Genomic DNA, 16648 nt, shown 5'->3' with positions numbered 1-16648 from the left:
CATCCTCACTCCGCCCGTCGCACCCGGAACACCAGCGCGAGCAGAGAGAGCGCGATGACGACCACGCCGTAGCCGACGCACACCGCGCCGAGACCGACGACGCCGACGAGCATGCCGGCGATCACGGCTGGTACGCCGAACGCGAGATACGCGAGCACATAGATCACGGCGAACGTGTCGGCGCGCTCAGTCGCGGGGATGCGCGGTGCGAGTGACGCGATCACGCCGGAGAAGGCGGTGCCGAAGCCCATTCCGGTCACGCCGGCCGCGATGAGATAGGCCGGAAGCGACCCCAACGCAAGTGCTCCGAGCGACATTGCCGTGCCGACGGCCAGGGCCGCTGTGCCGAAGATCGTGATCGTCCGGGGTGAGCGTCGCCGGAGGGTGAACGCCGTGAGCGCCCCGACGCCGGCCAGGAGCGCCACTCCGAGCCCCTGCCAGATGTGAGCGACGCCGCCGAGCTCGCCTCGCACGATGTTCGCGCCAAGGGAGAGGAACAGGCCACCGGTCGCCCAGCCCGCGATGACGGCGGGGGCTGCGCGCCAGAAATCCGCGCGGATGCTCGCCGGCACCGACAGGCGGAACTGCAGCGACGCCCACACTCCTGGCTTCTTCGGTGCCGTCTCCGGAGTGAAGAAGAACAGCACCGCGAGGATTCCGTACGCCGCGGTCAGCGGTCCGAACACGTCGAGCAGCGGCTCGCCCATGATGTCGAGCGCGACTCCGGACAGGACGGCGCCCGTCGCGAGGCCGATGCCCGGAGATAGAGCGTTCCACAACGCCGCCGTCGCCGGACGAGCCGGAGGCGCGAGGTCGAGCACGGCTGCCGAGAGCGCCGAGAGCAGCAGACCGCTCGCGATGCCCTGGATGATGCGTGCACCGACGAGCAGCGCCACCGAATCCGCATGCGCGAAGAGCAGCATGCTGCCGGCCAGCAGTACGAACCCGACGATCACTACCGGGCGCCGGCCGACATGGTCCGACAGCGATCCGGCCGTGAGCAGCGTGAGCAGCAGTGCGATGGCGTAGACCGCGAACACCGCGGTGATGACGATCGGAGCGAAGCCGATCTGCTCGGCGAGCACCGGATAGAACGGTGACGGGGCGCTCGCGCCGGTCATCATCAGGATCTGCGCGACCACCGCCAACGCGAACCCGAAGCGTGCGCGGGCCGTGCGCGTGTACGGCGCGGCGGTGGTGCCGGTCTGTCGAACGGCGATCGGTTCGGTCGTGGTCATGCGCGCTCCTCGTCGGTTCGAGAATGTGTCGGTTCGCGATCGGTTCGAGAATCATCGAACTATCGGAGCGTACTCGCCCTTCGTTAATTGTTCAACTATTATCGAACCATGCCCGGTGATCTCCAGCATCCGGAGCGCTCCGATATCCACTTGACGGACGTGCTCTTCGCGCTCAGCGACCCCGAGCGTCTCGCGATCGCGCGCCAGCTCGCCGACGGCCCCCTCGACATGGCCGCCTGCCACGCCACCGACCCGAACCTGCCGAAGTCGACCAAGTCGCACTTCATGAAGGTGCTGCGTGAAGCCGGCGTCATCCGCAACGAACCCAACGGGCGCCGACGGATGCTGACGCTACGGCGCGACGACCTCGATGCGCTGTTCCCCGGGTTGCTGGATTCGGTGCTGCGGGGCTAGAGCCCGGCCTGAGCCGTCAACCGTTCGAATGCGTGGTCTCGAACGCGGGGCGAGCGGAGATTCGATCCTGGTGTGCGACCGTCGTGACGACTCCGATGAGCAGGATCAGTTCGAAGGCGTTGACGATCGCCGCGCTGGGCACCGGCAGTGTGACGGCGCTGACTGCCAACATGAGTAGCGTCACCACGGTGAGCCACGGCCAGCGTTCGCGCACCCAGACGACGATGCCCGCCGTCAGCAGAGCCGCGGCGACGACGAGAACCATGAGCGGAGGTCCACCGGGAGCGTTCTCGTTGCCGTAACTGAGCGCGCCGTACTCCGAATCGGCCACGAGCTGCATCGGCAGTGCGCCCACAATGATCTCGTAGACCATGAGCGCCGCGGTCACGCCGATCGCCAGCACTGCTGCCCATGCGGTGCGCGCCCAGCGGAGGCCGGTGCGCGGATCAACACATGCCAGGCGACAAGAACGAGCAATGGTGTCAGCAGCGCGTGCATCCAGTACCGCGCCGAGTTCAGCCCTTCGAGCGCGGCGCCCTCGCCGATCATGGTGCCGAGCCCGATGACCGTGTTGTCGTAGACGAGGCCGAGCACGACGAGCAAGGCGAGATCGGAGACGACTGCTCGGCGCCGCGCCACCACCAACGAGATGCCCCAGATGAGCAGCGCGAGGTATGCGACGGCGAAACCGAGGAATATGAAGGTGTCCATGTCGCCTCACCGTAGGGGTACCTCGACGATGAGGCGCGACCCTTGACGGGACGCTGCGCTCATGCCACCGAGGTGACTCTGAGGCGCAGCATCCGATCAGCATCATCGCGTGCGCCGGGGCAAACGAAGACGCTCAGTGCGTGACGATCGTGACGCTGACTCTGTCGCCGACGTCCTTGCCGAGGGCCCTGCGGATCTTCGCGTTCAGCGACACCATGTGCCCGCCGGTACCTGTGGGCATCGCGCCGACGTTCTCAAGAGTCACCTCGTCGACCGTCGCATCTACTTTGACGGGTTTACCCGTGCCGAAGAACTCCGCTGACTCCGGGATCTCGACGCAACTCCACGTCTCGCCCTTGACGTCTACGCCGATTGTCGTCTCGAAGGTCAGTCGCTCAGCACTCATGCTGACAGGCTAGTGGGCGGTTCGACTCCGGCACCCGACCTAGGCTGGTGCATATGCCCAGCACGACCACCGTCGACCCGGCCGTGCGTCGCGCACGCGTCGGCGTCGCGCTGCTGTTCCTCACCAACGGCGCGCTGTTCGCGAACATCCTGCCGCGCTACCCCGAGATCAAGGCCCAGCTCGGACTGGATGCTGCAACCTACGGACTCGCGATCGCGGCGTTCCCGGCGGGCGCGATGGTCGCAGGGCTCGGAGCCGCGGTGCTCATCCGCCGCTTCGGATCGGCGAAGGTGGCGGTGGTCGGTACCATCCTCACCAGCCTCGGAATCCTCGCCGCCGGCCTCGCACCCTCGGCACTTCTCTTCGCGCTCGGGCTGTTCCTCGGCGGGGCAGCGGATGCCATCACCGACGTCGGTCAGAATGCGCACAGCCTTCGCGTGCAGCGCGGATACGAACGCTCGATCATCAACTCCTTCCACGCGATCTGGTCGATCGGCGCGGTGCTCGGCGGATCGATGTCGGCGGTGGCGATCGCGTTGGCTCTGCCCCTCGGCATCCATCTGGGCATCTCCACGATGGTGTTCGGCATCGTGTCACTCGTCGCGCTGCGCATGTGCCTGCATGGCCGCGACGACGTCACCGAAGAGGAGGCGATCGCCGGCGGCTCGGAGATCGGTGGGGCACTGCGGCGTGGAATCACCAGGAAGACCGTGTTCATCATCGTCGTTCTCGTGCTGCTCGCCATCGCCGGCGCTGTCGTGGAGGATGCCGGGATGTCGTGGGCGACCCTGTACCTCGGCGCCGATCTCGCCGCCCCTGCGGCGATCGCGACCACCGGATACATCGCCCTCGTCGGCGCGCAGTTCGTCGGACGGATGATCGGCGATCGCATGGTCGACCGCTTCGGGCAGCGTACGATCGCTCGCGCCGGTGGATTTCTCATCGCCGTCGGTATGGGATCGGCCCTGGCCTTCCCGACGGTCCCTGGCACGATCGTGGGCTTCGCGGTGGCCGGGTTCGGCAGCGCGACTCTCATTCCCGCTGCTTTGCAGGCCGCCGATGCCCTGCCCGGCCTTCGCCACGGCGCCGGCCTCACGATCGTGTCGTGGCTGCTGCGACTCGGGTTACTGCTCTCGCCGCCGTTCGTCGGGTTCATCGCCGACAATGCCGGGCTGCGCGCGGGATTGCTCGTCGTGCCGATCGCCGGTGTGGTGGCGATCGTGTGCGCGGGAGTGCTGGAGCGGCGACGAACCGCTTGACCGGTTCGTGAGGCGCCGGTTGCGGTCGCAATCCCGCGTCGCACGATCCAGACTGATCATCACAGACGCAACGCAGGAGGCACGATATGGAACTTGAAGATCTTCTGGCCGAACTGAATTCCGGTCGCACCATCACGGGAGACTCGCCTCTGCACGAGATCATGCATCGTACGAGTCAGGATGCGATGCGCATCACAGGGGAACTCAACGGCGGGTACCACGAGCCGACAGAGGTGCGTGCGCTGCTGACCCGCCTGATCGGCACGCCCGTCGACGACACCGTGACCCTGTTCCCGCCCTTCTCCTCCGACTTCGGGCGCAACATCACTCTCGGCAAGCGCATCTTCATCAACGCCGGATGCAAGTTCCAAGACCAGGGCGGTATCGTCATCGGCGATGACTGCCTCATCGGTCACAACGTCGTGATCGCGACCCTCAACCACGATCTCGCACCGAGCCGCCGCGCAGACATGCATCCCGCCCCGGTCACGATCGGCCGCAACGTCTGGATCGGCTCCAACGCCACCATCCTCGCGGGAGTCACGATCGGCGATGACGCCGTCGTCGCGGCCGCTTCCGTCGTCACCAAGGATGTGCCGGCGGGGTCTGTCGTCGTGGGCTCACCCGCACGGGTGGTGCGGAGCGTTCCCAGCTGACGCCCGGGGTGGAGGCGCCTGATCCGCTGTCCGGAGAGGTGTTGGTCGTCAGCCGTGCGAACTCCGCGTCGCCTCGAGCGTTCCGAGCAGCGCCAGCGCGTCTGCGCTCGGACTGCCCGGCGTGGCCGTGGCGACCGTGAGCTGCTGACCCGGGGCATCCCGCACATCGAGGGTCTGATAGGTGAGCGTGAGCCGACCGACGTCAGGGTGATTGACCGTCTTCTCGGTCATGCTCAGTCCGGCGACCGTGTGGTCCTCCCAATAGCCGCCGAACTCGGGAGATTCTGCGCGCAGCCTCGCGATGAGCGGCCTGACGGCGGGATGCGGTGAGCTGAAGCCTGCTGCGAGCCGCAACGCGCTGACTGCGGCGCGGGCGACCAGATCCCAGTTCTCGAAGTACGGCCGGGCGGACGGGTCGAGGAAGACGAAGTCCATGGCCCCATGGGTGAGCTGCGTCTCTCCCAGCAGGGCCCGTGCGGTCGTGTTCGCGGCGATGATGCGGAATCCGGGATCGATGACGTACGCCGCCGCCTGCGGGAAAGCATCCATCAACTGCATGAGCTCGTCGCTCACAGGACCAGGGTCGTGCTGTGCTCCTGGTGCGAGCCGGGCGAGACGGAACACATGACTCCTGGCGTCCGGACTCAGGCGCAGCGCGGTGGACAGAGCCTCGACGACCGGCGCGGACGGCGTGCGCTCTCTGCCCTGCTCGAGTCGGGCGTAGTAGTCGACGCTGACACCGGCGAGCACTGCCACCTCTTCGCGCCGCAGGCCGTTCACCCGCCTGCCGCCGACATCGGGCAGGCCGACATCCGCCGGTGTGATGCGAGCCCGCTGCGCGCGCAGGAACTCTCCGAGCGCGCCCGCGGGAATTGCCATGCTGCCCACGCTAGTCGCGTCAGCTCGTGGTGCGGGCGACGGTGGCTTCGAGGTTCGTGCGGATGCTCGACATCGTGTCGCCGTAGGCCTCGTCCATGTCGATGCCGAGCCTGTCGGCGAGCACGAACGTCCACCACATCGACTCGGCGAGCTTGTGCTTCAGCTCGGCCCGCGGGTCGCCGTCGATGCCCCAGGTGCCCTCGTCGGCGAGCAGCAATCGGCCGATGTAGCCGACGTCGTTGCTGAAGCCGATCATCAGCTCGTGCAGCGACCAGGTCTTGCCGTTTAAACGCTCCTCCAGGATCTCGTAGAGCGCACGGACCTCGAGAGCCTTAGCACGGGCGGTCGAGAGTGAAGGGGAATCGGCAGGCATATCGGGCTCCATCAGGGTTGTGGGGGGACTATCAACAGCATCCCCCGCCGGCCTCCTCGCAACCAGGGTGCACTGCTCCCTGGTGCGGCTCGCGGGTCGCGGTCAAAGTCGGAGTCAGACGTGATCAATCGATCATCTCGACGACCTCAGAGGAGAACCGCATGTCAGAAACAACAATCGATCACGACGCGATCGTCGCCGACTGGATCGCTGCCGCGAACAGTCACGATGCGGCGCGGTTCGTGGCGTTCTTCGCTGAGAATGCCGTGCTCGATGACCCCTCCGTCGGTGAAGCCTTCGAGGGGCACGAGGGTGTCGGGCGATACTTCGATTCGTACTTCATCGGCTACAACACGCAGACGCGACTCGCGAGCACGGAGCCGCGCGACGATATCCTGCATGTCGAGGTTGACTTCACCGGAGACTTCCCCGGAGGGCAGACAGGCGGCACCTTCGACGTCACCTTCGCCGGGGACAGGTTCGCCCATGTTCGGGCCGACCTGATCTAGGCCGTGCGCGCCGCGCCGTGCTGTGCGCGGCGCTAGGACGCGAGTGGCTGGCGTGCGGCGCGACGCGTCGGCTCGGGCCCAGTAATCTCGGCCCACACGGTGTCGAGTGAGAGCCCCAGCACGTCGGCGATCGCGGCGATCGTCGGGAACGCGGGCGTGGCGACGCGACCGGACTCGATCTTGCGCAGCGTTTCGGGTGACACTCCGGCGTCGAGTGCGACGTCGAGCATGGTCCGTGCACCTCTTGCCGTACGCAGCATGGCGCCGAGGCGCTCTCCTCGTTCGATCTCCGCAGCAGAGAGCGGCATCCTGACCATCATGGTTCCGATTCTAATACCGGTATAACAAGACCGGTATAGTTATTGGATGATCGAGATCCTGAACTCCGCCGAACTCGCCCGCGCACGAGACGCCGGCGCGCTCGTCGCCGACATCCTGCAGGCGCTCAAGCTTCGTAGCGCGGTCGGCGTGAATCTACTCGACATCGACCGCTGGGCGAAGGAGATGATCACGGATGCCGGTGCGCAGTCCTGTTACGTCGACTATGCGCCGTCGTTCGGACGCGGTCCCTTCGGACACTACATCTGCACGGCGGTCAACGACGCCGTGCTGCACGGAATGCCTCACGACTACCGATTGGCCGACGGGGACCTGCTGACGCTCGACCTCGCCGTCACCCTCCGCGGGATCTCGGCGGATGCCGCCATCAGCTTCATCGTCGGCGAAGCGCGGACTCCGCGAGATGTGGCGATGATCGACGCGACCGAGCGCTCGCTCGCCGCAGGCATCGCCGCGGCGAGGCCAGGGGCTCGCATCGGTGATCTCTCTCATGCCATCGGGTCCGTGCTCAGTGATGCCGGATATCCGATCAACATGGAGTTCGGCGGCCACGGCATCGGATCGACCATGCATCAGGATCCGCATGTCGCGAATGACGGGCGACCGGGGCGTGGATACAAGCTTCGACCGGGGCTGCTGCTCGCTCTGGAGCCGTGGGTGATGGCTGACACTGCGGAGCTCGTGACGGACGCCGACGGGTGGACCCTTCGAAGCGCCACCGGATGCCGCACGGCACACAGTGAGCACACGATCGCGATCACCGATGATGGTGCGGAGATTCTCACTCTCTCAACTGCAACTTAGGGGTTGCAGTACTGTCGAGGTAGTGCAACCATGGGATTGCAGTTGGTCGACCGGCCAGCGAAAGATCTCGAGAGGAACCATCATGGTGAGCATGACCGAAAACCAGGCATCCGTCGTCGATGAAGGCGCGTTCACGGTGCGACGCACCATCCAGATCGCTGCACCCGTCGAGAAAGTGTGGAAGGCCGTCACCCAGCCCGAGTACATCTCACGCTGGTTCGGCCGCACCGTACTCGACGGCGTCGGCGTCGGCGCGACCGGAACGATGACCTTCCCGGATTACGGATCCATCCCGCTGCGGGTGGAGGAATGGGAAGAGCCACGCCGAGTCACGTACCGCTGGAACAACGACGATGCGCTCGGGGAGCTCCCCGAAGGCGTCCAGGAGAAGGGCTCGACCGTCTTCACGTTCACCCTCGCTGAGATCGATGGTGGCACGCGGCTCGACGTGGTCGAGAGCGGATTCGAGAACACGTCCGATCCGCGCGTGAACCTCGAGAGCCACCGCACAGGGTGGGACGAGGAGCTCGACAAGCTCGTCGCTCTGGTCGAAAAGGGCGAGGCTGACGAGTGAGCGCAGACACCCTGGCTCCCATGTTCGCGGCGCTCGCGGACGAGACGCGGTGGAGCATCCTGCAGGCGCTCGGAGAGGGGGATGCTTCGGCATCCGCCCTCGCCGGGCGCCTCCCCGTCAGTCGCCAGGCGATCGCGAAGCACCTCGCCGTACTGCAGGAGGTCGGTCTCGTCGAGCCGGTACGGGCGGGGCGAGAACTGCGGTTCCGCGTGATCGGCGCCGAGCTCAGCGCCACTGCTCAGCGTCTCGACGCGATAGGTCGCGGTTGGGATCGTCGCCTCGCTGCGATCAAGGAGATCGCCGAGGAGTTGTGAGTCGGTGGCCCGGCTACCGCTGCCCGGGTTGCTCCACATCGACGAACTCGCCGGATCGCGCACCGCGTCGGTTCGGGGGCTCGACCTCGGCCGCATCCAGGTAAGCTCGCGCGACGACCTTGCCATCGACGTCCGTCGCCCAGATCAAGAAGCGGCCGGTGCCATCGTGCGCGGGCACCGCAAGCTGCACCGAATCCGAAAGCACGAAAGGCGCGACATCGATACGCGACGTCGAGATGACATCGGCGGAAGGAGCGCTGCCAGTAGAAGGAGCCGTTCCGGTAGAAGGAGCAGTGTCGGTGGAAGGCAGCATGTCCGTCGGCGAACCGGTCGAGACCCAGGCGCCGTGAACTGAAAGCGACAGCGCTGAGTCCCCATGATGCGAGACATGCACGTCGAGGTCGAACGCAGTCACCGGAAGCGCGAGGTCTGCGCCAGCGCGTTTTGGCACGAGGTCGAGCACGAGCACCGTATCTGCGTTGACGTCGGCGGGGTTACATCCGCCCCAGTCCTTGGTGCGGCGATCCTCGGTCAGCAGGCCGGCGCACTCGTGCTCGACGTCGGAGAACTCCGTATAGACGTACCCGGAATAGCGGTCGTGCCGCCGCAGCTCCTGCGTCTCCCACCGCAGATGCCACGCGCGCTCGAGACTCGTGAAGCCCTCGCCGTACTCGCTGTTCAGGATCGGCACACCTGTCCGCGGGAAGGAAGATGACCCGTAGAAAGACTTGTCGACGGTGAAGTCCGGGCCGAGCCGCACGGGGAACTCTTCGCGCGTGCCGTCAGCGAGATCGGCGACGACCTGCTTCCACGTCGCGATGTCCGGCTCGTAGTAGTGCCAGTCGATCAGGTCGCTGCGCACGTGCGCCCAACCGGAGTTCTCGACGATCGGTCGAGAATCGTCCAGGGCGCGCAGCAGATCGTACGCACGCTCGGCCGCTTGCGTCCTTGACGCACTCCCCGGGATGTCCCAGTCCAGGCCCCACTCCTCGTTGTACAGACCCCAGATGACGATGCTCGGGTGGTTGCCATCGCGTTCCACCATCGCCGGAAGCTGGGCTTCGAAGGCCTCGGCCGCAGCTTTCGAGAAGCGACTCGGGCAGGCGGGTTCCGCCCACACCAGCATTCCGGTGCGATCCGCCTCATGCAGCCAGATCGGGTCCTCGAACTTGAGGTGCTTGCGCACCAGGTTGTAACCGAGCTCACGAGCGAGCGCGATGTCGCGCCGCAACGCTTCGGCGTCGGGGGCGGTGAGGCCGGTATCGGGCCAATATCCCTGGTCGAGCACGCCACGCACGTACAGGCGGGATCCATTGAGAACGAGCTCCTCACCACGCGTCTCGATGCGCCGCAGTCCCGTGGTGGCGATCACACGATCCGCCGCATCCTCATCGCCGACCACGATCTCGACGCGATACAGATGCGGGTCGGTCGGCGACCACAGCCGCGGTTCTGCGATCTCGATTCGAGCGGATGCGTGCCCGTCGGCATCCGTCGTCATCTCGACCTCAGTGCCCGACACCTGCGCGCGCACGACGGTGCAGGCGGCGGCGTCGCCCTCCAGCGAAACAGCCACGTCGATCCCCGTCAGGCTGTCGCCACGCAGCGACACGGCGCGTGCGTAGGTGCGTCCGCGTGCCTCCAGCCACACCGATTGCCAGATGCCGGAGGTCGGTGTGAAAGACACTCCGTCGTAGTCGTCGCGCGGAATGGAGCGCTGCTTGCCGTGCGCGATCTGCCGTTTGTCTGCCGGAGCGTCGACCTCGACCTTCAGCTCAGAGGCGACCCCGGGCATGACGAAATCCGTGACGTCGAACTCGAACGACTCGTAACCGCCGACGTGCTCGCCGACGAGGCTGCCGTCGATCCGGACGACCGCGCGGTGGTGCACCGCGCCGAAGTTCAGCACGACGCGGCGGCCGGCCCATTCCGCAGGCACGACGACCTGCCGGCGGTAGACGCCGCGTTCGAGCCAGGTGCGACGCACGCCGGAAGCCGCGCTCTCCCAGGCGAACGGCACCGTGATGAGCGACCGGATGCCGTCGGCTTCGAAGTCCCAGCGTCCGTTGAGGTTCAGCCAGTGCTCGGAGCGGTCACGGTCGGGGCGTGGGTACTCGGGGCGGGGAAGCGCCTCAGAGCGCGTCGCCGCGCCGGGGGAGTCGGTGGTGGATCCGGTGGTGGATTCGGTAGTGGAAAGAGACACGTTCAGCCTTTCACGCTGCCGGCGAGGATGCCGTTGATGAAGTGACGCTGGAGCACGATGAAGAGCACCAGCAGGGGGATGAGGGCGATGGAGCTCGCGGCGAGGAGTTCGCCGGTGACCGTCGCGTAGTCGGCGCCGATCCGGTTGCCGGTGATGTTCTGCGCGAGCGTCGAGAGCACGACCTGCAGCGTCGCCATCCGCTCGGAGCTCGCGACGATCACGGGCCAGACGAAGTCGTTGTAGATGTTCATGATCGTCAGCACCGCGAGACCTGCGAGACCGGGACGGATGACGGGCACGACCACACGCCAGAAGATCCCGAACTCGCTGCATCCGTCGACGCGCGCGGCGTCGAGCAGTTCGTCCGGCACCGCGCTGATGACCTGACGCATCCAGAAGATGGCGAACGCGTCCACGGCTCCCGGCAGGATGAGCGCCTGATACGTGTTCACCCAGCCGAGGGCCTTCATCTCGAGCAGCAGCGGAATGATCAGCACGATCGTCGGCAGCATCAGGGTGATGAGCACCGTGCCGAAGATCAGGTTCTTGCCGATGAAGTCGTACTTCGCGAACGCGAATGCCGCGAGCGGCGCGAAGAACAGTGTGATGCCGCCCTTCACCACCAGCACGATCGCGGTGTTGAGGAAGCCGTTCGCGATGGGCACGTCCTGGAACATCGCCGCGAAGTTGTCGAGCGTGAACGTGGCGGGGTCGAAGCCCAGCGGATCACGGATGATGTCGTTCGGCTGTTTGAAGGACGACACGATCGCCCACGCCACCGGTGCGAGGAACGCGACGAGCAGGATCGTCAGGAACAGATGCGTGCCGAGACGCAGGCTCGGTCTGCGCGCGTTTCGAGAGACGGGCGCGGATGCCTCGGCATCTGTCACGGGACGAATGAGGGTGTCGGTCATGATCAGTCCTTCGCTCTCAGCAGTCGGACGAAGAACAGCGAGAGCACCATCACGAGGATGACGAGCAGGAAGGAGTTCGCGGCCCCAGTGCCGAGGTCTCCACGGGTGATGTGGTTGTAGAGGTAGTAGCCGGCCGTCGTCGTGGAGTTGTACGGACCGCCCTGCGTGACGACGAACGGTTCGGCGAACATCTGGAACACGGCGAGCGTCTGCAGCACGACGGCGAACATGATGGTGCGGCGCAGCAGCGGTACCGTGATGCTCCAGAGCTGCCGCAGCTTGGATGCCCCGTCGAGCTCGGCAGCCTCGTACATCGAGTTGTCGATGGACTGCAGCCCTGAGAGCAGGATGATGACGATGAACCCTGTCGTCTTCCAGAGGAACAGCAGGGCGAGCGTCGGCTTCGCCCACTCGCTCGTCGTCAGCCATCCGATATCCGGGATGCCGAAGACGCCCAGCATCGCGTTGATGGCACCGTACTGCTGATCGAACAGCACGACCCAGATCTGGGCGACGGCGACGAGTGGCGTGACGAACGGCACGATGAACGCGACACGGTAGAGCCCGCGCAGCTTGAGTTTGGCGGAGTTCAGCAGCACCGCGACGATCACACCGAGCACGATCTGGATAGGGACGATCAGCAGCCACAGCACCCCGGAGTTGCCGAGCGAGCTCCAGAAGGCCTCGCTCGTGAGCAGGTACGTGTAGTTGCCCCAGCCCACCCACTCCGCGGCACCTGAGCCGCGCCAGTTCGTGAAGCTCAATCGCGCAGTGAAGATCAGCGGGTAGACGCTGAACGCGAGGAAGATCACGATGAACGGCAGCACGAAGAGGTACGGCGCCGAGCGACGCTTCAATCGCGCCGTTCGGTTGCGTGCGCGCTGGGATGCCGCGGAGGGGAGGGCTGTGGTCGTCATCACTGCCTATCGATGAGGTTCGTCTGGATGCTGTCGGTCGAGTCGCTGATGACCTCGGCGGGAGTCATGTCGCCGTCGAGCATCTTCTGGATGTCGTTGCCGAGATAGTCGACTGCGCCGCTCCACCACGACGGGATGGAGGTGCCGCTCGGAATCTGCGCACCGGCGGTCGTCGCGACCTTCCAGAGGTCCTGTCCTCCCAGAGCCTCGATCGGGTCGAAGAGGGGCTTGGCGGGATCTGCAGCCGGCAGGTAGGCGGGGATCGACGTGTTAAGGCCGGTCGGGTAGATGTCGTTCACACCCCACACGGCGCTGTAGCCGGCCTCGTCGTACATGAGGAACTCGTAGAACAGCCACGCGAGATCGGAGTTCTCGCCCTCCTTGGGCAGAACGAACGATGAACCGCCCATCGCACCGCTGCGGGCTCCGCCGTCTTCCCAGGCAGGCAGCTCCATGGCGCGCCAGTCACCGCTCGTCTCGGGGAGCAGTTGCTGTGGGGCGAAGTCGAACCAGATCGCCCAGGGGTAGAAAACCTGGTTGCCGTTCTCGAGTTCGGCGATGTCGGTCGGGGTGAGGTACTCGGCGCGTGTGCCGAGACCCTCCGACTGGACGGTGTCGAGGAACGTCAGGATCTGTTCGTACTCGGGGCTGTCGAGCCGCAGCTCGCCATCGGCATCCGCGATGGAGGTGCCGAGCTGGCTCGCGTACATCTCGAGTTGGAGCTGGCCGAGGAACGCGCTCTGCTCGAGGTGGATCGGGTGAGCCTCTGGCTTCGTCTCCTGGTACGCGCGAGCGGCGGCGAGCAAGTCGTCATAGGTCTCGATCGTCGTGGCATCCACTCCGGCCGCCTCGAGCGCGGTGGCGTTGTAGTAGAGGAGTCCGGGGTTGAGGTCGTAAGGAACGCCGTAGATGCCACCGCCCACCGTCGTCGCGTCGATCTTCTGCGGCGCGATGTCGTCTGCATACGGCTCGAGCACGTCGCTGAGGTCCCAGAGGTGATCGGCGAAGCCGCCGATCATGGCGTCGTCGAGGAAGACGCCATCAGGGACGTCGGTGCCGGTGATGAGCGTGTTCTGCAGCTTCGCGTTGATGTCGACGGCCTCGTGGTTGACCTTGATGCCGGGGTACTTCTCGTTGAAGTCGTCGATGACGTCGTCGAAGACCTCGAAGAGATCGCCGGAGCGGTCCCAGATCGTGATTTCACCTTCGGGCTGTTCTGCGGTGGGTGCCTGCAGCCGATCGGACGCCGCGTCGTCGCCGGGTGCCGCCGTGATGTCCGGTCCGCAGGCCGTCAGCGCCAGCGCCGTGACGGCGGTGGCGCCGACTGCGGCCAGGCGGAGGGCCCGCTTTTTCGGGTTGCTGTTCATGAACACTCCTTTGTGTCGAGGTGCGGGGTCGGGTGCGGTGGACGTTGTTTGCCAACGTATGCAAACTGTAACGCACGTTTGCACACGTTGCAAACGATAGGATGCTGTCATGCCGGCAACACTTCGCGACGTCGCAGAGCGTGCACAGGTGTCGATGCGCACCGTCTCGAACGTGGTGAGTGGGTACACGCACGTGAGCGAGCGGATGCGAACGAAGGTGCTCGCGGCGATCGACGAACTTGACTATCGGCCGAACCCGGTGGCGCGAACATTGCGCACCGGTCGCACGGGAATGCTGGCGCTGGTCGTGCCCGAGATCGATGTGCCGTACTTCAGCGAGCTCGCACGTGACGTCATCGATGCTGCGGCCGAGGTCGGCTATCGCGTGATGATCGATCAGACCGGCCATGATCATGAGCGGGAGCGGCAGCTGCTGACCGGCGAAGACCGCACGATGCTGTTCGACGGCCTGCTGTTCAGTCCGTTGGTCACGAAGTCCGAGCTCCTCGACATGCACGGCGCGACGCGGATGCCGTTGATCCTGCTGGGCGAGCACGATTTCGACGGACGCTACGACCACGTGGCCATCGACAATGTGGCGGCGGCGCGGGATGCGGTCAGCCATCTGATCGAGACCGGCCGAACGCGCATCGCTTCGATCGGCTCGCAGCCGCTCGAAGAATATGCGACTCCCCTGCAGCGCTCGGCCGGATATGAGGCCGCGCTGGCTGACGCTGGGCTGGATCTTCGCCCGGAGTACGTGGTCACGGCCGCGCACTACAGCCGCGCCGACGGGTATTCGGCTGGCCGGGCGCTGCTCGCGCTCGATCCTCGCCCCGACGCCATCTTCTGCTTCTCGGATCTGCTCGCCTTCGGTGCCATGCGCGCAGTCTTCGATGCAGGGCTGCGCGTGCCGGAGGACGTCGCAGTGATCGGAATCGACGACGTCGACGAGGGGCGCTACTCCCGCCCATCCCTCAGCACGATCTCGCTTGACACGCAGTTCATCGCGCGCGAGTCAGTGCGCCGGATCATCGATCGGATCGAAGACCCCACACTGCCGGCGACCGAGATCGTCGCGCCTCACAGACTTGTCGTGCGCGAGAGCACAGCCGCGGAGTGAGTCCTCTCGCGTCGCGTGAATGCGTCGACGCTCTTCAGCTCAGAACGGTGTCTCGTCGGCCGTCGACCAATCCGCGTTCGGCGTGGACCACGAATCAGCGGTCGCGGGCGCAGCCGCACCGCCGGTGGCTGCGACCGGCGCAGCGCCGCCGCCGCCGCCACCCGAGCGGTCGCCGCGAACGACCTGCGCGGTCGCGTACTTGAGTGAGGGCCCGACCTCATCGACCTGCAGTTCGAGACTCACACGGTTGTTGCCCTCGCGGTCCTGGTAGCTGCGCTGCTGCAGGCGGCCGGTGACGATCACGCGGCTGCCCTTCGTCAGAGACGCGGTGATGTTCGTCGCGAGGTCGCGCCACGCAGAACAGCGCATGAACAGCGCGTCGCCGTCTTTCCACTCGTTCGCCTGCCGATCGAAGTTGCGCGGCGTGCTGGCGACGGTGAAACTCGCCACAGCCACGCCAGAACTCGTCTGGCGCAATTCTGGCTCGGCGGTCAGGTTACCCACGATCGTGAGGGTGGTCTCGTTCATATTCTTCACTCCGGTTCCGTATGCCATTCATCTCAGTGTCGAGACTGCCTCATCGGTGAGACGGGATCAGAGTATGCCCTGCGGCGGACATTGAACCGGATCGCCGCGTCACGATCGGGTTCGCCGCGTCAGGATGAGGGTCGCCGCATCACGGCGCCGTGTATCCGCCATCCACGAGGTGGTAGCTGCCGGTTATGAAGCTCGCGGCGTCGCTCGCGAGGAAGACGATGAGGTTGGCGACCTCGTCCGCCTGTCCGAGCCGACCGATCGGATGCTTCGACACCAGGAACTCCCTCGCGTCAGCATCCATCTGCGCCAGCAGGGGAGTGTCGATGAAGCCGGGTCCCACCGAGTTCACCCGCACGCCCTGCGCGGAATACTCCAGCGCCGCCGTCTTGGTCATGCCCACGACACCGTGCTTCGCGGCGACGTACGCCGGGGAGGTGGCGAACCCGACGCTGCCGAGGATCGACGCGATGTTCACCACCGAGCCGCCACCGTTGCCGAGGATCGACGGGATCTGCGCCTTCATGTTCCGGAAGACCGCGTTGAGGTTGATCGCGATGACCTTGTCCCAGTCGTCGTCTCCGTATTCTGCTGTCGGCGCGGCTGCGCCACCGATGCCGGCGTTGTTCACCCCGATCCGCAGGGGTGCCAGCGAGTTGGCGAGTTCGACCGATGAGGCGATCCACGCGGTGTCGGTCGCGTCACCGACGGATGCTTCGGCGACCCCGCCTGCAGCGCGGATCTCGTCGACCACGCCCTGGGCCGCCTCCGCGTTCAGGTCGTTCACGACCACGGATGCGCCGTTCTGCGCGAGCAGCATCGCGGCGGACTTTCCGATTCCGCTGCCTGCCCCTGTGATGATGGCCGAGCGGTCTGCGACGTCGTACTGAGCCATGAGTCGGCTCCTTCCGAGCGAGCACTGCACCGGGAGAGCTTCTCGGCCGGTCCGCTCTCCTCGACCATACGTCTGTCACCCATTCTTCGCCGTGGCCTTGACATCGCAGCACCCGCGTCGCCCTGTGCCGCAGCGTCGTCCGGAGCCGAACGACGCGAGAGAATGGAGAGCACGATCCCGCACCGATGCATCAAACTCGTATACGTATGTCTACGATGC

The 16648-nt window shown here is 65.9% G+C and carries 21 protein-coding genes; 8 read left to right on the top strand and 13 right to left on the bottom strand.

Translation table 11 applies throughout. From position 1 onward, the window contains the following. Positions 1-5: 5 nt before the first annotated feature. Positions 6-1238 carry an MFS transporter gene (locus ACP7AR_RS12230; protein WP_426186043.1) on the bottom strand — a complete coding sequence of 411 codons (1233 nt, stop codon included), beginning with the start codon at positions 1236-1238 and terminating at the stop codon, positions 6-8. A gap of 108 nt (positions 1239-1346) precedes the next feature. Here ACP7AR_RS12230 and ACP7AR_RS12225 point away from each other — a divergent pair, with 108 nt between their 5' ends. Next, positions 1347-1652 (top strand): ArsR/SmtB family transcription factor, encoded by a 306-nt coding sequence (locus ACP7AR_RS12225; protein ID WP_426186041.1) that lies wholly within the window; start codon positions 1347-1349, stop codon positions 1650-1652. Positions 1653-1668: 16 nt separating this feature from the next. Here ACP7AR_RS12225 and ACP7AR_RS12220 read toward each other — a convergent pair whose 3' ends face one another. The 3 genes from ACP7AR_RS12220 to ACP7AR_RS12210 all read right to left on the bottom strand — a co-directional run bounded on the left by ACP7AR_RS12220 (position 1669) and on the right by ACP7AR_RS12210 (position 2769). Continuing rightward, positions 1669-2040, bottom strand: coding sequence for a hypothetical protein (locus ACP7AR_RS12220; protein ID WP_426186039.1), 372 nt, complete (start codon positions 2038-2040; stop codon positions 1669-1671). Next, on the bottom strand, positions 2037-2363 hold the full coding sequence (locus ACP7AR_RS12215; protein WP_426186037.1) for a hypothetical protein: 327 nt from the start codon (positions 2361-2363) through the stop codon (positions 2037-2039). Before ACP7AR_RS12215 ends, ACP7AR_RS12220 begins: the two co-directional genes overlap by 4 nt. 133 nt (positions 2364-2496) lie before the next feature. After that, entirely contained in the window at positions 2497-2769 is a 273-nt protein-coding gene (locus ACP7AR_RS12210; RefSeq protein ID WP_426186035.1) for a DUF1905 domain-containing protein, read from the bottom strand. Positions 2770-2822: 53 nt separating this feature from the next. Between ACP7AR_RS12210 and ACP7AR_RS12205 the strand changes: the two genes are divergently transcribed. Next, a complete protein-coding gene (locus ACP7AR_RS12205) occupies positions 2823-4028 on the top strand; it encodes an MFS transporter (protein WP_426186033.1) in 1206 nt (401 codons plus the stop codon). Positions 4029-4114: 86 nt separating this feature from the next. Next, a complete protein-coding gene (locus ACP7AR_RS12200; protein WP_426186031.1) occupies positions 4115-4684 on the top strand; it encodes a DapH/DapD/GlmU-related protein in 570 nt (189 codons plus the stop codon). A gap of 48 nt (positions 4685-4732) precedes the next feature. Here the strand turns inward: ACP7AR_RS12200 and ACP7AR_RS12195 are convergent, their stop codons facing one another. Next, positions 4733-5563 (bottom strand): helix-turn-helix domain-containing protein, encoded by an 831-nt coding sequence (locus ACP7AR_RS12195; protein WP_426186029.1) that lies wholly within the window; start codon positions 5561-5563, stop codon positions 4733-4735. A 19-nt stretch (positions 5564-5582) separates the two neighbouring features. Continuing rightward, positions 5583-5936, bottom strand: a complete 354-nt coding sequence (locus ACP7AR_RS12190) for a hypothetical protein (RefSeq protein WP_426186027.1) — start codon at positions 5934-5936, stop codon at positions 5583-5585. Positions 5937-6097: 161 nt separating this feature from the next. Here ACP7AR_RS12190 and ACP7AR_RS12185 point away from each other — a divergent pair, with 161 nt between their 5' ends. After that, positions 6098-6445, top strand: coding sequence for a nuclear transport factor 2 family protein (locus ACP7AR_RS12185; RefSeq protein ID WP_426186025.1), 348 nt, complete (start codon positions 6098-6100; stop codon positions 6443-6445). 32 nt (positions 6446-6477) lie between these two features. Here ACP7AR_RS12185 and ACP7AR_RS12180 read toward each other — a convergent pair whose 3' ends face one another. Continuing rightward, positions 6478-6762: a helix-turn-helix domain-containing protein gene (locus ACP7AR_RS12180; RefSeq protein WP_426187741.1), complete on the bottom strand. Its 285-nt coding sequence runs from the start codon at positions 6760-6762 to the stop codon at positions 6478-6480. A gap of 49 nt (positions 6763-6811) precedes the next feature. On the opposite strand from ACP7AR_RS12180, the gene map reads away from it, so the two are divergent. The 3 genes from map to ACP7AR_RS12165 all read left to right on the top strand — a co-directional run bounded on the left by map (position 6812) and on the right by ACP7AR_RS12165 (position 8476). Further along, positions 6812-7588: a type I methionyl aminopeptidase gene (map, locus tag ACP7AR_RS12175; RefSeq protein ID WP_426186023.1), complete on the top strand. Its 777-nt coding sequence runs from the start codon at positions 6812-6814 to the stop codon at positions 7586-7588. 91 nt (positions 7589-7679) lie between these two features. Then, positions 7680-8162, top strand: coding sequence for an SRPBCC domain-containing protein (locus ACP7AR_RS12170; RefSeq protein ID WP_426186021.1), 483 nt, complete (start codon positions 7680-7682; stop codon positions 8160-8162). Beyond that, positions 8159-8476, top strand: a complete 318-nt coding sequence (locus ACP7AR_RS12165) for an ArsR/SmtB family transcription factor (protein ID WP_426186019.1) — start codon at positions 8159-8161, stop codon at positions 8474-8476. Before ACP7AR_RS12170 ends, ACP7AR_RS12165 begins: the two co-directional genes overlap by 4 nt. A 13-nt stretch (positions 8477-8489) precedes the next feature. Here the strand turns inward: ACP7AR_RS12165 and ACP7AR_RS12160 are convergent, their stop codons facing one another. The 4 genes from ACP7AR_RS12160 to ACP7AR_RS12145 are packed head-to-tail and all read right to left on the bottom strand — an operon-like array spanning position 8490 to position 13877. Continuing rightward, positions 8490-10679 carry a glycoside hydrolase family 2 protein gene (locus tag ACP7AR_RS12160; RefSeq protein WP_426186017.1) on the bottom strand — a complete coding sequence of 730 codons (2190 nt, stop codon included), beginning with the start codon at positions 10677-10679 and terminating at the stop codon, positions 8490-8492. Between the two features lie 2 nt (positions 10680-10681). Beyond that, positions 10682-11593, bottom strand: a complete 912-nt coding sequence (locus ACP7AR_RS12155; RefSeq protein WP_426186015.1) for a carbohydrate ABC transporter permease — start codon at positions 11591-11593, stop codon at positions 10682-10684. Between the two features lie 2 nt (positions 11594-11595). After that, the gene (locus ACP7AR_RS12150) at positions 11596-12510 is read right to left on the bottom strand and encodes a carbohydrate ABC transporter permease (protein WP_426186013.1); all 915 of its coding nucleotides are present in this window, start codon (positions 12508-12510) and stop codon (positions 11596-11598) included. After that, positions 12510-13877: an ABC transporter substrate-binding protein gene (locus tag ACP7AR_RS12145; protein ID WP_426186011.1), complete on the bottom strand. Its 1368-nt coding sequence runs from the start codon at positions 13875-13877 to the stop codon at positions 12510-12512. The genes ACP7AR_RS12150 and ACP7AR_RS12145 overlap by 1 nt, the downstream gene beginning before the upstream one ends. A gap of 109 nt (positions 13878-13986) precedes the next feature. On the opposite strand from ACP7AR_RS12145, the gene ACP7AR_RS12140 reads away from it, so the two are divergent. Beyond that, positions 13987-15000, top strand: coding sequence for a LacI family DNA-binding transcriptional regulator (locus tag ACP7AR_RS12140; protein WP_426186009.1), 1014 nt, complete (start codon positions 13987-13989; stop codon positions 14998-15000). 39 nt (positions 15001-15039) lie between these two features. Here the strand turns inward: ACP7AR_RS12140 and ACP7AR_RS12135 are convergent, their stop codons facing one another. Together ACP7AR_RS12135 and ACP7AR_RS12130 are read right to left on the bottom strand one after the other, a co-directional pair. Beyond that, entirely contained in the window at positions 15040-15528 is a 489-nt protein-coding gene (locus ACP7AR_RS12135) for a single-stranded DNA-binding protein (RefSeq protein WP_426186007.1), read from the bottom strand. A 148-nt stretch (positions 15529-15676) separates the two neighbouring features. Further along, positions 15677-16429 (bottom strand): SDR family NAD(P)-dependent oxidoreductase, encoded by a 753-nt coding sequence (locus ACP7AR_RS12130; RefSeq protein WP_426186005.1) that lies wholly within the window; start codon positions 16427-16429, stop codon positions 15677-15679. Positions 16430-16648: the final 219 nt, after the last annotated feature.

It is taken from the genome of Microbacterium sp. TWP3-1-2b2, from assembly GCF_049896145.1.
GTDB lineage: Bacteria > Actinomycetota > Actinomycetes > Actinomycetales > Microbacteriaceae > Microbacterium.
Note: the sequence above shows the minus strand (reverse complement) of the source record. Positions and strands in the feature narration are given on the sequence as shown.

Excerpts from the sequence above, each read along its gene's own strand:
- ACP7AR_RS12200 (WP_426186031.1), top strand. The coding sequence starts at position 4,115 with ATGGAACTTGAAGATCTTCTGGCCGAACTGAATTCCGGTCGCACCATC.
- ACP7AR_RS12185 (WP_426186025.1), top strand. The coding sequence starts at position 6,098 with ATGTCAGAAACAACAATCGATCACGACGCGATCGTCGCCGACTGGATC.
- ACP7AR_RS12140 (WP_426186009.1), top strand. The coding sequence starts at position 13,987 with ATGCCGGCAACACTTCGCGACGTCGCAGAGCGTGCACAGGTGTCGATG.
- ACP7AR_RS12215 (WP_426186037.1), bottom strand. The coding sequence starts at position 2,363 with ATGGACACCTTCATATTCCTCGGTTTCGCCGTCGCATACCTCGCGCTG.
- ACP7AR_RS12190 (WP_426186027.1), bottom strand. The coding sequence starts at position 5,936 with ATGCCTGCCGATTCCCCTTCACTCTCGACCGCCCGTGCTAAGGCTCTC.
- ACP7AR_RS12145 (WP_426186011.1), bottom strand. The coding sequence starts at position 13,877 with ATGAACAGCAACCCGAAAAAGCGGGCCCTCCGCCTGGCCGCAGTCGGC.
- ACP7AR_RS12155 (WP_426186015.1), bottom strand. The coding sequence starts at position 11,593 with ATGACCGACACCCTCATTCGTCCCGTGACAGATGCCGAGGCATCCGCG.
- ACP7AR_RS12135 (WP_426186007.1), bottom strand. The coding sequence starts at position 15,528 with ATGAACGAGACCACCCTCACGATCGTGGGTAACCTGACCGCCGAGCCA.
- ACP7AR_RS12230 (WP_426186043.1), bottom strand. The coding sequence starts at position 1,238 with ATGACCACGACCGAACCGATCGCCGTTCGACAGACCGGCACCACCGCC.
- ACP7AR_RS12210 (WP_426186035.1), bottom strand. The coding sequence starts at position 2,769 with ATGAGTGCTGAGCGACTGACCTTCGAGACGACAATCGGCGTAGACGTC.
- map (WP_426186023.1), top strand. The coding sequence starts at position 6,812 with ATGATCGAGATCCTGAACTCCGCCGAACTCGCCCGCGCACGAGACGCC.
- ACP7AR_RS12195 (WP_426186029.1), bottom strand. The coding sequence starts at position 5,563 with ATGGCAATTCCCGCGGGCGCGCTCGGAGAGTTCCTGCGCGCGCAGCGG.
- ACP7AR_RS12225 (WP_426186041.1), top strand. The coding sequence starts at position 1,347 with ATGCCCGGTGATCTCCAGCATCCGGAGCGCTCCGATATCCACTTGACG.
- ACP7AR_RS12130 (WP_426186005.1), bottom strand. The coding sequence starts at position 16,429 with ATGGCTCAGTACGACGTCGCAGACCGCTCGGCCATCATCACAGGGGCA.
- ACP7AR_RS12180 (WP_426187741.1), bottom strand. The coding sequence starts at position 6,762 with ATGGTCAGGATGCCGCTCTCTGCTGCGGAGATCGAACGAGGAGAGCGC.
- ACP7AR_RS12150 (WP_426186013.1), bottom strand. The coding sequence starts at position 12,510 with ATGACGACCACAGCCCTCCCCTCCGCGGCATCCCAGCGCGCACGCAAC.
- ACP7AR_RS12170 (WP_426186021.1), top strand. The coding sequence starts at position 7,680 with ATGACCGAAAACCAGGCATCCGTCGTCGATGAAGGCGCGTTCACGGTG.
- ACP7AR_RS12205 (WP_426186033.1), top strand. The coding sequence starts at position 2,823 with ATGCCCAGCACGACCACCGTCGACCCGGCCGTGCGTCGCGCACGCGTC.